This is a genomic window from Rhizobium sp. UBA1881, assembly GCF_002338015.1.
Taxonomy (GTDB): Bacteria; Pseudomonadota; Alphaproteobacteria; order Rhizobiales; family Rhizobiaceae; genus Rhizobium.
The window spans coordinates 1-16,084 of sequence record NZ_DDHH01000083.1; the positions used below are offsets into that span (position 1 = coordinate 1).

Annotated in this window: 14 protein-coding genes; 8 read left to right on the top strand and 6 right to left on the bottom strand. The window is 62.7% G+C overall.

What is annotated here, in order from left to right; all coding sequences use genetic code 11:
* Positions 1–260: 260 nt before the first annotated feature.
* Together gltX and B3605_RS09960 are read right to left on the bottom strand one after the other, a co-directional pair.
* Positions 261–1,715 carry a glutamate--tRNA ligase gene (gene gltX / locus B3605_RS09955; RefSeq protein WP_112944181.1) on the bottom strand — a complete coding sequence of 485 codons (1,455 nt, stop codon included), beginning with the start codon at positions 1,713–1,715 and terminating at the stop codon, positions 261–263.
* A 243-nt stretch (positions 1,716–1,958) separates the two neighbouring features.
* Positions 1,959–3,728 (bottom strand): SLC13 family permease, encoded by a 1,770-nt coding sequence (locus B3605_RS09960; protein ID WP_112944180.1) that lies wholly within the window; start codon positions 3,726–3,728, stop codon positions 1,959–1,961.
* Positions 3,729–3,927: 199 nt separating this feature from the next.
* Between B3605_RS09960 and B3605_RS09965 the strand changes: the two genes are divergently transcribed.
* The gene (locus B3605_RS09965; protein WP_183796206.1) at positions 3,928–4,188 is read left to right on the top strand and encodes a hypothetical protein; all 261 of its coding nucleotides are present in this window, start codon (positions 3,928–3,930) and stop codon (positions 4,186–4,188) included.
* A 174-nt stretch (positions 4,189–4,362) separates the two neighbouring features.
* On the opposite strand, the gene B3605_RS09970 is transcribed toward B3605_RS09965, so the two are convergent.
* A complete protein-coding gene (locus B3605_RS09970; RefSeq protein ID WP_026283632.1) occupies positions 4,363–5,121 on the bottom strand; it encodes a DUF4239 domain-containing protein in 759 nt (252 codons plus the stop codon).
* 152 nt (positions 5,122–5,273) lie between these two features.
* Between B3605_RS09970 and B3605_RS09975 the strand changes: the two genes are divergently transcribed.
* Positions 5,274–5,819 carry a glutathione peroxidase gene (locus tag B3605_RS09975; protein WP_112944179.1) on the top strand — a complete coding sequence of 182 codons (546 nt, stop codon included), beginning with the start codon at positions 5,274–5,276 and terminating at the stop codon, positions 5,817–5,819.
* A gap of 5 nt (positions 5,820–5,824) precedes the next feature.
* Here the strand turns inward: B3605_RS09975 and B3605_RS09980 are convergent, their stop codons facing one another.
* Entirely contained in the window at positions 5,825–6,655 is an 831-nt protein-coding gene (locus B3605_RS09980; RefSeq protein WP_112944178.1) for a helix-turn-helix domain-containing protein, read from the bottom strand.
* 92 nt (positions 6,656–6,747) lie between these two features.
* On the opposite strand from B3605_RS09980, the gene B3605_RS09985 reads away from it, so the two are divergent.
* Positions 6,748–7,674 carry a phytanoyl-CoA dioxygenase family protein gene (locus B3605_RS09985; protein ID WP_112944177.1) on the top strand — a complete coding sequence of 309 codons (927 nt, stop codon included), beginning with the start codon at positions 6,748–6,750 and terminating at the stop codon, positions 7,672–7,674.
* A 54-nt stretch (positions 7,675–7,728) separates the two neighbouring features.
* On the opposite strand, the gene B3605_RS09990 is transcribed toward B3605_RS09985, so the two are convergent.
* Both B3605_RS09990 and B3605_RS09995 read right to left on the bottom strand, forming a co-directional pair.
* Positions 7,729–8,493, bottom strand: coding sequence for a TerC family protein (locus B3605_RS09990; RefSeq protein WP_018901987.1), 765 nt, complete (start codon positions 8,491–8,493; stop codon positions 7,729–7,731).
* A gap of 192 nt (positions 8,494–8,685) precedes the next feature.
* Positions 8,686–9,357 (bottom strand): TetR/AcrR family transcriptional regulator, encoded by a 672-nt coding sequence (locus B3605_RS09995; RefSeq protein WP_112944176.1) that lies wholly within the window; start codon positions 9,355–9,357, stop codon positions 8,686–8,688.
* A gap of 154 nt (positions 9,358–9,511) precedes the next feature.
* On the opposite strand from B3605_RS09995, the gene B3605_RS10000 reads away from it, so the two are divergent.
* From B3605_RS10000 to xylB, 5 genes are all read left to right on the top strand, one after another.
* The gene (locus tag B3605_RS10000; protein WP_018901985.1) at positions 9,512–10,699 is read left to right on the top strand and encodes an HlyD family secretion protein; all 1,188 of its coding nucleotides are present in this window, start codon (positions 9,512–9,514) and stop codon (positions 10,697–10,699) included.
* A gap of 45 nt (positions 10,700–10,744) precedes the next feature.
* Positions 10,745–12,337, top strand: a complete 1,593-nt coding sequence (locus B3605_RS10005; protein ID WP_112944175.1) for a DHA2 family efflux MFS transporter permease subunit — start codon at positions 10,745–10,747, stop codon at positions 12,335–12,337.
* A gap of 100 nt (positions 12,338–12,437) precedes the next feature.
* Positions 12,438–13,433 (top strand): alpha/beta fold hydrolase, encoded by a 996-nt coding sequence (locus B3605_RS10010; RefSeq protein ID WP_112944174.1) that lies wholly within the window; start codon positions 12,438–12,440, stop codon positions 13,431–13,433.
* Between the two features lie 87 nt (positions 13,434–13,520).
* Positions 13,521–14,546, top strand: a complete 1,026-nt coding sequence (locus tag B3605_RS10015; protein WP_112944173.1) for a LacI family DNA-binding transcriptional regulator — start codon at positions 13,521–13,523, stop codon at positions 14,544–14,546.
* 18 nt (positions 14,547–14,564) lie between these two features.
* Entirely contained in the window at positions 14,565–16,019 is a 1,455-nt protein-coding gene (gene xylB, locus B3605_RS10020) for a xylulokinase (RefSeq protein ID WP_112944172.1), read from the top strand.
* Positions 16,020–16,084: the final 65 nt, after the last annotated feature.

Here is a 16,084-nt window from a genome sequence, read left to right on the forward strand (position 1 = left end):
CGCAAGCAGGGTGCGGTTGCGGCTTGATCGGTTGATCGGCTGGTGAGAAGCGGGCGGCGGAGCGGGGATTCCCCACTATGCCATGACGGGCATCTCCCCCACAAGGGGGGAGATTGGCTGGGCTCACCCGATCGTCTACGCTCATTGTTTGGCGTAGACCGGACCGCTGGTCGATCTCCCCACTTGTGGGGGAGATGCCCGGCAGGGCAGAGGGGGGTACTTCAGAATGCCGACGTTAACGCCGGCACTTTCTTGTCAAATTACTTCGGTCCCACCAGCGAGGCCACGGCCTGGGCGGCCAGTTTCAGGCGCTGGCGGACGACCGAGCGGCCGAGGATGGCCATACTGTCAAACAGCGGCAGCGAGCGCGACGAGCCGGAGACGGCGACGAAGAGCGGGGCGACGATGACCTTGAGCTTCTTGCCCATGCGGTCGCCGATGGCGCGCAGTTCGGCTTCGATGGATTCGACGTTCCACTCGAGGATCTTTTCCAGATCCGGCTGCACCGTGTTCAAGATCTCGAGAATCTCTTCCGGCGGCGACTTGATCTTGGCGAAGGCGGACGGATCGAGGTTGAGGTCCGACTTCAGGAGGAAGCCCATCAGCTCCGGCAGTTCGCCGAGCTTGGAGATGCGCGACTGCGACAGCGCCATGCCGGCCTTGAGGCGATCGTTTTCCATCGCCCAGGTGAGAACGCGGCTCTGGAACTCTTCTTCCGACATCTTCTCGCGGATCCACCGGCCGTTCAGCCAGTCGAGCTTCTGGATGTCGAAGATGGCGCCAGCCTTTGAGAGGTTTTCCGGGTCGAACTTGCCGGCCAGTTCCTCGATGTCGAGCAGTTCCTCGCCTTCGGCGATCTGCACGAAGAACAGGCCGAGGAAGTTCATCAGCGCTTCCGGGATATAGCCGAGCGCGGAGTAATAGCTGATCGAGGTCGGGTTCTTGCGCTTCGAGAGCTTCGACTTGTCGGCATTTCTCATCAGCGAGAGATGCATGAAGACAGGCTGTTCCCACTCGAAATAGCGGTAGAGCAGGATGTGCTTCGGCACCGATGCCAGCCACTCCTCGCCGCGCGCGACGTGGGTGATCTTCATCAGATGGTCGTCGATGACGTTTGCCATGTGATAGGTCGGCATGCCGTCGCCCTTGATCAGGACCTGCATGTCGACCGAATCCCACGGGATCGAGACGTCACCGTAGACGCCGTCGGTGAAGTCGCAGGAACCCTCGGTCGGGATCTTCATGCGGATGACGGAGCTTTCGCCCGATGCCAGCTTGGCGGAGACTTCCTCGGCGGAATACTTCAGGCAGAGACCGTCATACTTCGGCGGCTTGCCCGAGGCGCGCTGGGCCTCGCGCATTTCGGTCAGGCGCTCGGGCGTGCAGAAGCAGCGGAAGGCGTGACCCTTGTCCAGCAGTTCCTGGGCGTAGGGCTGGTACATCTCCTTGCGGTCGGACTGGCGATAGGGGCCGTAGGGGCCGCCGATATCGGGGCCTTCCGACCATTCCAGGCCGCACCACTTCAAGGCGTCGAGCACCTTGGTTTCGAATTCGGGCGTCGAGCGCGTGGCATCGGTGTCTTCGATACGCAGGATGAACTCGCCGCCGTGCTTCTTGGCGAAGAGATAGTTGAAGAGTGCGATGTATGCGGTGCCGACATGCGGCTCGCCGGTTGGCGAGGGAGCAATGCGGACGCGGACGCCGGAAGCTGTCATTTTATGTGCCCGTCAAATAAATGCCGGACGGCTTTCTGAGGGAAAGCAACGCTCGGCCTGAAGAATGCAGATAACTGGATCAGGAAACCGGCCGGAAAAGGGCATTTCGCCCGCTTGCCCGGCCAATTGTCCGTTTGGCTGGCTTTAAGGCCATATTCGGCTGCACACGTCAAGGAAAATGCCGCCCGCGCCGTCGGTTGCGCCAGTTCGGCACGCCGCTCACGTCGAGTCTCAAGTGCCTTCTTAAGTTACTGGCCAGACCCAGAGCAGCAGCGGCACGCTGACGAGGATGATCAGGAAGGAGAGCGGCAGGCCGAGGCGGGGGTAATCGCTGAAGCGATAGCCGCCGGGACCGAAGACCAGCGTGTTGCACTGGTGGCCGATGGGCGTCAGGAAATCGCAGCCGGCGCCGATCGCCACAGCCATCAGGAAGGCGTCGGGCTTGTAGCCGAGCGTCTGGGCGAAGCTCGCGGCAATGGGCGCCATAACGAGAACGGTGGCGGCGTTGTTGAGGAAAGGCGTGACGGCCATGGCGGTGATCAGGATCAGTGCCAGCGCGCCGTAGTGCGGCATCTGGGCTGCGAGATGGCCGAGCCAGCCGGCAATCAGCTCGCTTCCTCCCGTGGTCCTCAATGTGTCGGAGACCGGGATCAGCGTCGCGAGCATGATCAGGATGGGGGCGTCAAGCGCCTTGTAGACATCGACCAGCGGGATGACGCGGAAGACGACCATGGCGAGCGCGGCGCAGAAGAAGGACGTCGCGACAGGGACGACGCCGGTGGCGGTCGCGGCCATGGCGGCGAGGAGGATCAGAAGCGGCAGATAGGCACGACGCGAGGTGCCGAGCATGATGTCGCGCTGGGCAAGCGGCAGGCAGGCGAATTCTTGCAGGAAGGCGGGAAGGTTGCGGCGGTTGCCCTGCAGCACCAGCACGTCACCGGCGCGCAGCCTCACTTCGCTCAGCCGCTCGTTCAGCCGGTGGCCCTTGCGGGAGACGGCGAGCAGATTGACGCTGCGGCGGTTCGACAGCGACAGCTGCCGCGCGGACCAGCCGACCAGCTGTGATTCCGAGGCGACGATCACCTCGATCGAGATGAGGTCGTTGCGCTCGGCGGGATCGGCGATCGGCTTGCCGGAGAGCTTCAGCTTGGCATTGGAGACGATGCGGTCGAGCGCGTCGGGGCTACCCTCCAGCAGCAGCGTGTCGCCGCTTTTGAGTGCCACATCGGGGAAGGGCGAGAGGCGGGTGTGGCCGCGCAGGATGGCGGTCGCCACGGCGTCGCCGTCGCCGAGCTTGATGAGATCGCTGAGTGGCTTGCCCTCGACGGTCGATTCCTCCGCGACTGTTGCTTCGGAGAAATAGGCCTTGGCGTCGAGCGCTTCCTCGAGCGAGGGGTTCTCATTCTTTCGCTCAGGGACCAGCCAGTGGAAGAAGATCAGGAAGACGACGCCGACAAGCGCCAGCGTGGCGCCGACGGGGGTGAAGTCGAACATGGTGAAGGGCGTGCCGGTGATCTCGCCGCGCAGGCGCGAGACGACGATGTTGGGCGAGGTGCCGATCTGCGTCATCAGACCACCGAGCAGGGCTGCGAAGCTCATCGGCATCAGGTAGAGCGAGGGCGACTTGCCGCTCTTGCGGGCGAACTGGAAGGCGACGGGGATCATGATCGCCAGCGCGCCGATGTTCTTGATGAAGGCGGAGAGGACGGCGACGACGATAAGCAACAGCGCGAGTTGGGTATGCAGCGTGTCGAGATTGGGAAAGAAGCGCTTGATTGCGGTATCGACGATGCCGGAGCGGGCGACGCCGGCGCTGACGACGAGCGCGCTGCCGACGATGATGACGATATCGTCGCTGAAGCCGGAGAAGGCCTTGTCGAAGGGCACGAGGCCAACGGCGATCGCCAGCACCAGCGCGCAGCCGGCGACGAGATCGTAGCGAAAGCGGTCCCAGATGAAGACCGCCATCATCAGGCCAATGACGCCGAAGGCGAGAATCTGCTGTGTTGTCATGCGTTTCCGGGAATAGAGATCGGATGCCGGGAGATTTCCCGGCCTTCGCGGATAACTGTGCCGCGCGCGATGTACTTCAATGGCTTAGGGCGTGCAAAATTCATGCGGCGCGCAGCCGCTGGGTATCGTTCGCATTGAGATTTCGGTCGAGGCCGGTATATGGACGCTGATGGGCGGACGGCGCCGCCGAGGAGTGAGCATGGGCAATGAGACGCGCAAGGGCGCAGCTGGCAACAAGCGTCCGGATGAGAAGGCGCCTGATACGCTCGCGCTGTTGAAAGCGATCGCCGACAGCCCGCGACGCGACAACTCCAGCTATCACGATGCCATGGCGCAGGCGCGCCAGGCATTCGAGGCGGCGGAGGAGGCCATCGGTGGTCCCGTCAGGGTCAAGACCAAGATCAAGACCAAGCGCAACGGCGACTATGTCGTGAAGTGGATCTTCAAGCCGGCTAAGTGATTGCCGTCAGGCCGATCCGGGCGTGAAGCCGAAATAATAGACTACGGCCATGACCACGGCGACGGTGAAGATGATGGCGACGAACCGCGTCATGCCGCGGCGGGCTTTCTTTTCTGTGCTCTTCATACGGACCAAACCGATCGAGCGGCGATATGGTTCCGCATCCGGTTGTCGTCAGCGTTGAAGTTCGGCCAGCGCGCGGCGCAGCGGCAGGTCGGAAATCTGGATGAGCCCGTTGAAGGGGATATCCATGTCGAGCACCAGATAGATCGAAGCGGAGATCAGGAAGGCGGCGATGACGAACATCGAGACGACGATGATGTTTTTCGGCGCGCGATAGCCGAAGCTCGCGAAGATCAGGATCAGCCATGTCGCCAGCATGGCGATCAGCGGCCTCGGGATGACGCCTTCGGATTGCTCAACGAGAACCCAGCGCTGCTCGACGATCCGCTGGTATTGCTGGCGGGCGTTGTTGAGGAGCGCGATATGGCCGGGATCATCAGGGGTGAGAAGGGACAGGCTGTTGCCCACTTCGTTGAGGGCGAACTCGGCGGCGGGGTCGCCCTTGACCAGCGGGTCGCTGGATGGGGGCACGTTGCCAAGCGCGATTTCGACGTAGGTGGAAAGCCTGTGCTTGGTTTCGTTGGCTTCCAGCCCGTAGGTTCGAAGCGTCTGGTCGAAGAGGATGATTTCGGTGGCGAAGGCATGGACGTTGCTGTCGATGCCCTCGAAGGTGTTCTTCGCCGAGTTGATCATCAGACTGAAGACCAGCGAGGTCATGACCACGAAGATGTTGGCGACCAGCCGCACGACGGCGTTGGTCTCTTCCTGCCGGTGGTGGCTCGGCAGCTTGTGATAGCTGAGCATGGTGCCGATAGAGGCGGCGATCAGGCAGGCGCAGATGAAGGCTGCCAAAAACACTTCCCGAGACATCCAGATCCTCCCGCCCGATCCTCTGCATGGGGCCGCGCCATTCCGTCCAGACTAGATGGTTTGGGCGATTTTGCCAGCGGGCGATTTCCGCGCTGGACAAACGGGCGCGCGGGTATAGCTTCCGCGTCGGTATTTCATGTTGGAGATTGATTATGACCGATATCTTGAGCGTGCCGGTAAAGCTCGCCGATGGCCGCGAGACCACGCTGAACGAATACAAGGGCAAGGTCGTGCTTGTCGTCAACGTCGCCTCGAAATGCGGGCTGACGGCGCAGTATGAAGGGCTGGAGAAGCTCTACGAAGACAAGCGCGAACGCGGCTTTGTGATCGCCGCCTTCCCGGCCAACAACTTCAAGGGCCAGGAGCCGGGCACCGATGCCGAGATCGTCGAGTTCTGCACGCTGACCTATGACGTCAAATTCCCGATCTTCTCGAAGATTTCGGTGAAGGGCGATGACCAGCATCCGCTCTACAAGCTACTGACGGGCATGGACCTTCCGGCAACGGGCGAAGGCCCGATGCGCGAGAAGCTGGTCGATCGCGGTCTCGCCGAAGCCGGCGACAAGGGCGTTCTCTGGAACTTCGAGAAGTTCCTGGTCGGCCGCGACGGCAAGGTCGTCGCGCGCTTCGCACCCGATGTGACCGCCGACGACCAGCGGCTGGTGCAGGCGATCGACAAGGAACTGGCGGCCGGCTGATTTTATCAGGCGCGACGGTGCCGACGGCGAAATTCGCTCGGCGAGCACCGTTCGCGATCCTGGAACAGCCGTGAGAAATAAAAGGCGTCGTCGAGGCCGATCGCGCGCGCAATCGCCTCGATCGCAAGGTCCGACGTCGTCAGCAGCTGCTTGGCATGGTCGATGCGCAGGCGCAGCTGGAAGGCCTTGGGCGAAAGCCCGGTCGCGGCCGCAAAGCGTCGGCGCAGCGTCGCCGGCGACAGGCCGAATTCAGAGGCGAGAGCGGTCATGTCGACCGGTTCGAACGCCCGCTGCTCCAGCGTTTCCACCACCCTCTCAATCGTCGTATCTGTCCTGGCACTCGCTGTCGCGCGGGATGCCTGTCGCGCGGCCTCGACGACGATCCGATAGAGCGTCGCGGCCGATGCGGCGAGGCCGAGCAGATTGTCTTCGGCGAACTCGTCCTGCAGCGTGGCGAAGAGGTGTCGCATCTCGCGCGGGTTTTCGAGCGGCATCACTGGCGCTGCCTCGTCGATCAGGCGCTGGCGGAGCCATTCGTCGGCGAGGGTGCCTGAAAACAGCGCCCAGCGCTCGTCCCAGCTTTCGCCCGGATCGGGGCCATAGCCGTGCACCATTCCAGCAGGAAGCCAGAAGAGCGCCGGGCCCGATATCTCGATCGTTCCCGCCTTGTCGCTCTGCAGCCAACCGTGCCCGCGCTCCACCATCACGACGGCATGTGTCGGTAACCTGCGGTTCTTGAGCCGGCTGGTGACGCGCTGGCGGCCGAAGCCTGTGACGGCCAGGCTGGTGACACCTGATGGTGGCGAGCGATAGAGCGCGATTGTGGTGTCGCTCATAAGCGAAAAGTCCAGCCCGTTCTTCCGTCCATGGTCTTCCTCCCCGGGGCAGGCGATAAATCGTCACAGTATTCGCTTGGGAGGTGATCGAAATGTCAAGTCTAGCGGTTCAATCCTGCAATGCGGCGGCGATCGAGCTGTTCGCCGACGGCAAGCGCCTGTCGAGTGCGCCGCGCCGCATGGGGAGGCTGGAGGCGACGGATCCGGATGTCGGGCTCGAAGCGATCCGCGAGCGCTATGAGCGGGACGGCTATGTCTGGCTGAAGGGGTTCCTCAAACGAGATGATGTTCTGGCGTTTCGCGGATGGGTGTTCTCGCATCTGGCGCGGTCCGGGCTGATCGAGGCGGGGTCCGATCCGGCGCTCGGGCTGGCATCTGGCGCCGAGCCCGAGAAGCAGCTGGCCGACCGCATCCTGATGGCGCTGGTGCGCTCGGCGGCTTACAAGGGGTTTTGCGCACAGCCTCGGTTGACGCGGTTCATGGACCAGTTCCTTTCCGGCATCTCTTATCTCCACAAGCGCAAGATCATGCGCTTCACGCGCCCCGGCACGCCGACGGCGACGCCCGCGCATTACGATCTCGTCTATCTGCGCGGCGGAACGAGCCGGATCGTCACGGCCTGGATCCCACTCGGCGATACGCCTGTCGACATGGGCGGGCTGGTCTATCTCGAGGGCTCGCACGCGATTGGCAAAAGGATGGAGGAGGCGTTTGCGGAGAAGAGCGTTGGCCTTACTCCGGAAGAGCGGATCAGCGCTTATAACAGGAACATGAGCGAGGGCGGCTGGGTGTCGAAGGATCTGCCCGGGATGGCCGAGCGCTTCGATACGCGCTGGCTGATCGCCGATTACGAGGCGGGCGACGTGGTTCTGCACAGCCCCTACATGATCCATGCCTCGACCACCAATCGCAGCGCCGAGGGCCGGATCCGGCTTTCGACCGATATCCGCTTTCAAAATGTCGAGGACGAGATCGACGCGCGCTGGGCGAACCACTGGACGCTCGGCGACATGCTCTGAAAGATGGCTCAGATGCAAAACGGGCGCGGCCTGATGGCCGCGCCCGTTTTGTTTTTAGTGCAGGGTATTCTGCTTGTTTGCCTCGCGCTTTCGCTTCTTGGCGTTGCGGGCCAGCATGTTGAGCACCTCGACGAGGGCCGAGAAGGCCATGGCGGCGTAGACGTAGCCCTTGGGGACGTGGAAGCCCATGCCTTCGGCGATCAGCGTCGTGCCGATCATCATCAGGAAGCCGAGCGCCAGCATGACGATGGTCGGGTTCTTCTCGATGAAGTTGGCAAGCGGGGTCGCGGCAACCAGCATGACGGTGACGGCGGCGACGACCGCGATCACCATGATCGGCAGGTGCGGCGTCATGCCGACGGCGGTGATGATGCTGTCGACGGAGAAGACCAGGTCGAGGACCAGGATCTGGCCGATGACGGCGGTGAAGCTCGCGACGACGGCAGCGGATGCCGCATCGTTCTCATGGTCGACAGGGTCCACCGTGTGGTGGATTTCCTTGGTCGCCTTCCAGAGGAGGAAGAGACCGCCGGCGATCAGGATCATGTCCTTCCAGGAGAAGCCGTGGCCGAAGACTTCGAAGACCGGCGTCGTCAGCTTGACGATCCAGGCGACGGTGCCGAGCAACGCCAGGCGCATGATCAGAGCCAGACCGATGCCGAGCTTGCGGGCCTTTTCGCGGGTTTCAGGTGGAAGCTTGTTGGTGAGGATGGAAATGAAGATGAGATTGTCGATCCCGAGGACCACTTCCATCACCACCAGGGTGACGAGGGCCACCCAGGCGGCCGGGTCCTGCACGAGCATCATGATGTCTTGCATCTATGTATATCCCTTTGCGCCACATTAGCGGTCGCTCGAATGTAATCGCGCGCCTCTGCTTGGCAAGCATGTCTTGGAAAGCGCGCAAGGGAGTATACGAAAGTCGGCGGGGTTTTATTCCATGGCCCAGGTCGTTTAAGCGGAACCGCTCCTGTGCCGGAACGGTCCTGATCCGGGGATGTCAGGCGTAGATCAGCCTTTGTTCGCGACCCCATAGGTCGCCATGAACATGCGCACGGCGCCATTGATGACGCGCTCGGCTTCCTGTTTCGATGGCGGCTTTTCCATGCTGCCAAACAGGCGGAACTTGAAGAAGCTGCCGCTGGAGAGATCGAGGAACTGGGCGGCGGCAAGTTCGATGTCGTCGATATGAAGCTGGCCGGCCTCGACATAGCGAATGAGATAGTCGCGCAGGATGGTGCGCAGGTTTTCCGGGCCGTTAAAGAAGCGCTGACAGAGCGCCGGCATGCGGTCGCGCACACCGAGCACGGTGCGCATGGCGCTGATGACCTTCTCATCGGTCATATGGGCTATGAAATCCATGCCGAAATCATGGAGACCGGTTTCCACGTCCTCGCGCTCTGCAAGCGTGGTGCGCATCGCGGCAACGAAGGCGGCGCGTTCGCTTTCGATCATCGCGGCGAACAGCTCTTCCTTGTTGGCGAAGTATACGTAGAGCGTACCCTTCGAAACGCCGGCCTCGCGCGTGATGTCGTTCATGCTGGCGGCGTCGAAGCCGTATTTCATGAACGCGCGGCGGGCACCGTCGAGAATTTGTTTGCGTTTTGCGGGATCTTCGCCCGCTGCCCATCTGCCTCCTGCAGATGTCGATTCCTCCACGGAAACGTCGGAAAAGTCTGTCATAGCTCCTTAACCATATTCGCACATGCGAATGTTTCGTTAACAAAATCGAACCGGGTGGTTCGATACATCTTGATATGAACGTAAAAAGGCTCTATGTCAACTAAACCGAACCGTTCAGTTCGATCAGTTTTACTCGATTTACCGGTATTCTCTCATGTCGTCTAGCCAGAACGCCAATGTCACCAGGATTGTCAGCAAGCCTGCAGAAGGTGAGGCCCAGGAAGCAGTCACCGCGGAAGCTCCGCGCACGCCGCAGACCGTGGCCGCCCCGGTCGAGACGGCACCTGAGCAGAAGAAAAAGAAGCGCAGCCCCGTGCTGCCGATCCTCGGGCTGGCCCTTCTCGCCGGCGCTGCCTATTTCGGCTACCAGTGGTTCACGGTCGGCCGTTTCATGATCTCGACGGATGACGCCTATATCGAAGGCGATATCGCCACGATCTCTCCGAAGGTCACTGGCTACGTCGCCAAGGTGAACGTCGTCGCCAACCAGCAGGTCAAGGTCGGCGACACCCTGGCGACGCTCGACGACGGCGACTACAAGCTGGCGCTGGAGCAGGCGCAGGCCTCGCTCGACACCGAGAAGCTGTCGCTGCAGCGCATCGACGCGCAGATCGCCGGCGGCGAGGCGAGCCTCGACCAGGCCAAGGCGCAGAAGGTTGCGCTCGATGCTACCGTTCGCGGCGCGCAGATCACCCAGACCCGCGCCAGCGAACTGCAGGCGAAGTCGGTCGGCACGACCGCATCGCTCGATACCGCGAACATCGCGCTCGACCAGGCAAAGGCCAATCTCGTCGGTGGCGACGCCGCGATCGCATCGGCGGAAGCCAATGTGACGCTGTTGCACGCACAGCGCCGCGAAGCCGAAGGCACGATCCGCCAGCTCGAGCTTGCCCGCGACAAGGCCGCGCGCGACCTGTCCTTCACGGTTCTGAAGGCGCCTTATGACGGCGTCGTCGGCAACCGCTCAGTTCAGGAAGGCGATCTGGTTTCGCCCGGCCAGCGCCTGATGGCGCTCGTTCCGGTCCGCCAGCTCTATATCGACGCCAACTTCAAGGAAACGCAGATCCAGCATCTGGTTCCGGGCTCCAAGGTCAATGTCCATGTCGACGCCTATGACGATCATGCGATCGTCGGCACGGTGGAATCGATCTCGCCGGCATCGGGCTCGGTGTTCTCGCTGCTGCCGCCTGAAAACGCGACGGGCAACTTCACCAAGATCATCCAGCGCGTACCGGTTCGCATCGCCCTGCCGCAGGACGCGCTCGACACGGGTCGCCTGCGCGCCGGCCTCAGCGTCGTTGTCGACGTCGACACGCGCACGGCGCCGGATGCCGCCAAGTAAGGCGCTTCGCGCTTAACCTGGCCACGTAATAGACGAGGTAGGCCGATGGCCGCGAGCACAACAGCAGGATCGATGCCGGCCGCGCCGGCAGCCGACGCCATGGACCCCCGCAAGCTCATCGCGTTTTTCGCGATGGTGGTGGGGATGTTCATGTCCATCCTGGACATTCAGATCGTGTCGGCGTCGCTGGCCGAAATCCAGGCCGGGCTCAGCGCCGGCACGGATGAAATCGGCTGGGTGCAGACGTCGTACCTGATCGCGGAAGTCATCATGATTCCGCTGTCGGGTACGCTCGCGCGCATCATCTCTACGCGCTATCTGTTCGCCTTCTCGGCGGCAGGGTTCACGGCTGCCAGTGCACTCTGCGCGACCGCGACGAATATCGACCAGATGATCGTCTATCGTGCGATCCAGGGCTTCATCGGCGGCGGCATGATCCCGTCGGTGTTTGCCGCGGCCTTCACCATCTTCCCGCCCTCCAAGCGCAGCATCGTCTCGCCGATCATCGGCCTGATCGCGACGCTGGCGCCGACCATCGGCCCGACGGTCGGTGGATACCTCAGCCACGCCTTCTCCTGGCACTGGCTGTTCCTCGTCAACATCATTCCCGGTATCATCGTCACGATCGTGACCTGGAATTTCATCGATTTCGACAAGCCGGAATTCTCGCTGTTCAAGAAGTTCGACTGGTGGGGCCTGGTCTCCATGGGCGTCTTCCTCGGCGCGCTGGAATATGTGCTCGAAGAAGGCAACTCGAACGACTGGTTCAATGACAGCCACATCACCATGGGCGCCATCGCGTCGGCGATCGGCTGCGTGGTCTTCTTCTACCGCGCCTTCAAGGTGGACTTTCCCGTCGTTGATCTCAGGGCGTTCAGCAACCGAAACTTCGCGGTCGGCTCGCTGTTTTCCTTCGTCATGGGTATCGGCCTCTACGGTCTGACCTATATCTACCCGCTCTATCTCGGGCGCATCCGCGGCTACGATTCGCTGATGATCGGCGAGACCATGTTCGTTTCCGGTCTCGCCATGTTCTTCACCGCGCCGATCGCCGGCAAGCTGTCGGCGAAAATGGATCTGCGCCTGATGATGGTGCTCGGCTTTGCGAGCTTCGCCGCCGGTACCTGGATCATGACCGGCGTGACCACGGATTGGGACTTCTACGAGCTCTTCATCCCGCAGATCCTGCGCGGCTTCGGCCTGATGATGTGCATGGTGCCGATCAACAATATCGCGCTTGGCACGATGCCGCCGGCGCGCATGCGCGGCGCGTCCGGCCTCTTCAACCTGACGCGTAACCTCGGCGGCGCCGTCGGTCTTGCGGTTATCAACACGGTGCTGACGAACCGCCAGGACGTGCACTACCAGCGGATCCGCGAGCATCTGGACTGGGGTAATCCTGTCGCGAGCGACCAGATCAACAACATGGCGTCGAAGTTCGACACGTATGGCATGGATGGCGCTGCCGTTGCGATCAAGCAGATGGTCGGCATGGTGACGAAGCAGGCGATGGTGATGTCGTTCAGCGATATTTTCGTCATCCTCACCGGACTTTTCGTGGCGATGATCCTCGGCATCGTGCTGATCGACAAGCCGGCGCCGCCGCAAGGCGGTGGCGGGGGTGGCGGCGGCCACTGACGGTTCACGACAGCTTCGACGAATTCTGGCGCCGGCTTGGGAAACCAAAGTCGGCGTTTTCGCGTATGTACAGCGATATCATCGGGATCGACCGCGCTTCATGTTCAAAGCTTCCGCCAGATTCGCTGCACTCCTCACTCTTATCTTGTCCGCCGCCGCAAACCATGTGTTCGCCGCCAGTCTGCCCGCCGACGAGGCGCGCATCGATGTCGGCGGCTACAGGATGAACAGCCTTTATCTCAAGGCGCGGCGTCCGGATCTGCCGCCGATCGTGTTCATCCACGGCGCCAGCGCCAATCTCTACGATTCAGTCTTTTCGTTTCGCGACCTGTTGGAGGGGCGCGCCGATCTCCTGTTCGTCGATCGTCCCGGCCACGGGCGCTCGGATCGCGGTGGTCAGGAGAATGCATTTCCAGACGGGCAGGCCGATGCCATCGCTGATGTCATGACGAAACGCGGTATCAACAAGGCGATCATCGTCAGCCATTCCTTCGGCGGCGCGGTGGCGGCGAGCTTCGCGCTCAGGCATCCCGACCGGGTGCTCGGCCTCGTCTTTCTGTCGCCCGCCGTCTACCCGTGGCCTGGTGGTATCGCCTGGTATTACGATGCCGCGAAGGTGCCGGTAACCGGCGCGCTGTTCAGCGCCATCGTCGTGCCGCCGGTGGGGCTTGCTATGATCGACAGCGCCACGCGCTCGGTTTTCGCGCCCAATCCTCGGCCGCCCGGCTACATCAAGGAGGCGCGTGCGTTGCAGGCGCTTGGGCCGAAGGCTTTCCGCGACAACGCCATCGATGTCGCCAATCTCCTGGAATGGACGAAGCGCAATTCGCCGCGCTATGGCCGCATCCATGCACCGACGGTGATCATTTCGGGCGACACCGACAGCGTCGTCTCGCCTGATATCCACGCGCGCCATCTTGCCCGCGCCATCAAGGGCGCACGGCTGCTGATGATCCATAACATGGGTCACAAGTCGGATTACGTCGCGCGGGATTTGGCCGTGGCGGCGATCGAAAGCGTCGCCGGCAGGCCGCGTGATCTGAAGCGTCCGGCAGCCAGGCTCGAAGCCGAAATCGCGAGGGATCACGAAAAATAGCAGTCATTTCAACACGCAGAACACGTCGCAGAAAAATCTGATTTACGTACATCAGAAATGGCGCTAAAGGTCTCTTCAGGAGGAGCGATGAGACCTACGGTTCACGATATTGCCGCAGCTGCGGGCGTCAGCCTCGCGACTGTTGATAGGGTGCTGAACCAGCGCCCGGGCGTTCGGCACGTGACACGCGAGAAGGTCGAAACCGCCATTCGCGAGATCGGTTATGTGCGCGACGTCGCCGCCGCCAATCTCGCGAAGGGGCGGACTTATTCGTTCGTGTTCATCGTCCCGGCCAGCGACAATTCCTTCATGCACGGGCTGAACGCCGAGGTGATGGCCGCCGTTGCGCGCTCGCCGGTGGAGCGCACCGATATCCGCACCTTGGAGGTTCCGGCCTTCGATCCCACAGCCCTTGCTGCTGAACTCGATACGCTGCGCATCGAGCGGCCCGCCGGCGTGGCGCTGGTCGCGACCGATGCGCCCGAGGTTCGCAATGCGGTCGACCGGCTGGTGCAGGACGGCATTCCTGTTGTCACCGTCGTGTCCGACCTCACCGGCTCGCAGCGTCATCATTATGCCGGCGTCGACAATATCGCGGCGGGGCGAACAGCGGCGCGGCTGCTCGGCCGTTTTCTCGGCGGCGCCAAGGGTGACGTCGCGGTTCTCGCCGGCTCCATGCTGGTGCGCGACCATCGCGAGCGGCTGGAGGGTTTTGCCGCCGTCATGGCCGAGGAGTTTCCCGGTCTCTCCATCTTGCCCGTCATCGAGGGGCGCGACGATCCTGATATGGCGCATATGCTGGTTTCGGATGCGCTCTCCAAGCGCGACGGCATCATCGGCGTCTATAGCCTCGGCGCCGGCAATCGCGGCTTGATCCGGGCGCTGAAGGAGAAATCCGTTGACCGGGCGCTCACCGTCATCGCGCACGAACTGACTGATCATACGCGCGCAGCACTTCTCGACGGTACGATCGACGCAATCTTGAACCAGGATGCGGGCCACGAGGTGCGTAGCGCCATCCGCGTGTTGAAGGCCAAGGCCGACGGGCTCTCGGTCATCGACGCGCAGGAGCGCATCCGTCTCGACATCTTTTTAAAAGACAATCTGCCGTAACGGCAAAGGGAGAAGTAAATGTATCTGGGTCTCGATCTCGGAACCTCCGGCGTCAAAGCCATGCTGATCGATGGCGATCAGAAGATCATCGGCTCGGCCAATGGTTCGCTCGACGTGTCGCGTCCGCATTCCGGCTGGTCGGAGCAGGAGCCGTCGCATTGGGTGCGCGCCACCGAGGAGGCGATCGCTGGGCTGAAGGCGAAGCACCCGAAAGAGCTTGCCGCGGTCAGGGGCATCGGCCTTTCCGGCCAGATGCACGGCGCGACGCTGCTCGATGCCGACGACAAGGTGCTGCGTCCCTGCATTCTCTGGAACGATACGCGCAGCTATCTCGAGGCGGCAGCACTCGATGCCGATCCGAAGTTCCGCAAGCTTACCGGCAACATCGTTTTCCCGGGCTTCACCGCGCCGAAGCTTGCCTGGGTCGCCAAGCACGAGCCGGAGATTTTCGCCAAGGTCGCCAAGGTGCTTTTGCCGAAGGATTATCTCCGCCTGTGGCTGACCGGCGAGCACATTTCCGAAATGTCGGATTCCGCCGGCACGTCCTGGCTCGATACCGGCAAGCGCAAGTGGTCGTCCGAGCTCCTGGCCGCGACCGGTCTCGATGAAAAGCACATGCCTGATCTGGTCGAAGGCACGGAAGAGGGCGGCAAGCTGCGCGGCGAGCTCGCCTCGCAATGGGGCATCACCGGTTCCGTCGTCGTTGCCGGCGGGGCGGGCGACAATGCGGCATCCGCCTGCGGCATGGGCACCGTCAGCCATGGCGCGGCCTTCGTCTCGCTCGGCACGTCGGGCGTGCTCTTCGCCGCCAACGGTTCCTATCTGCCGAAGCCGGAGAGCGCCGTTCACGCCTTCTGCCACGCGCTGCCCAACACCTGGCACCAGATGGGCGTCATTCTCTCGGCCACCGACGCGCTGAACTGGCATTCGCATGTGACGGGGAAGTCGGCGGCGGAGCTGACCGCCGAGCTTGGCGAAACGCTGAAGGCGCCATCGGGCGTCACCTTCCTTCCCTACCTCTCCGGCGAGCGCACCCCGCACAACGACGCCGTCATCCGCGGCGCCTTCATCGGGCTCGAGCATGAGAGCAGCCGCGTGGTGCTGACCCAGGCGGTGCTCGAAGGCGTGTCGTTCGCGATCCGCGACAATCTCGAGGCGCTTCGCTCTGCCGGCACCGATATCGCCCGCGTCACCGCCATCGGCGGCGGCTCGCGCTCGCGCTACTGGCTGGCCTCGATCGCCACAGCACTCGGCGTTCCCGTCGACCTGCCCGCCGACGGCGACTTCGGCGCCGCCTTCGGTGCCGCGCGGCTTGGCCTGATCGCGGCGACCGGGGCTGATCCGGTCGCGGTGTGCACGCCGCCGGAAACGGATGGGACGATCGAGCCCGATGCTGCGTTGAGCGGGGCGTATGAGGAGGCTTACGGCCGGTATCGTGCGCTTTATCCGGCGATCAAGGCTTTGGCGCATTGAGAGAAAATGCACTGGGAGGTGTCGTAAGACCCCTCCCCAACCCCTCCCCACAAGGGGGAGGGGCT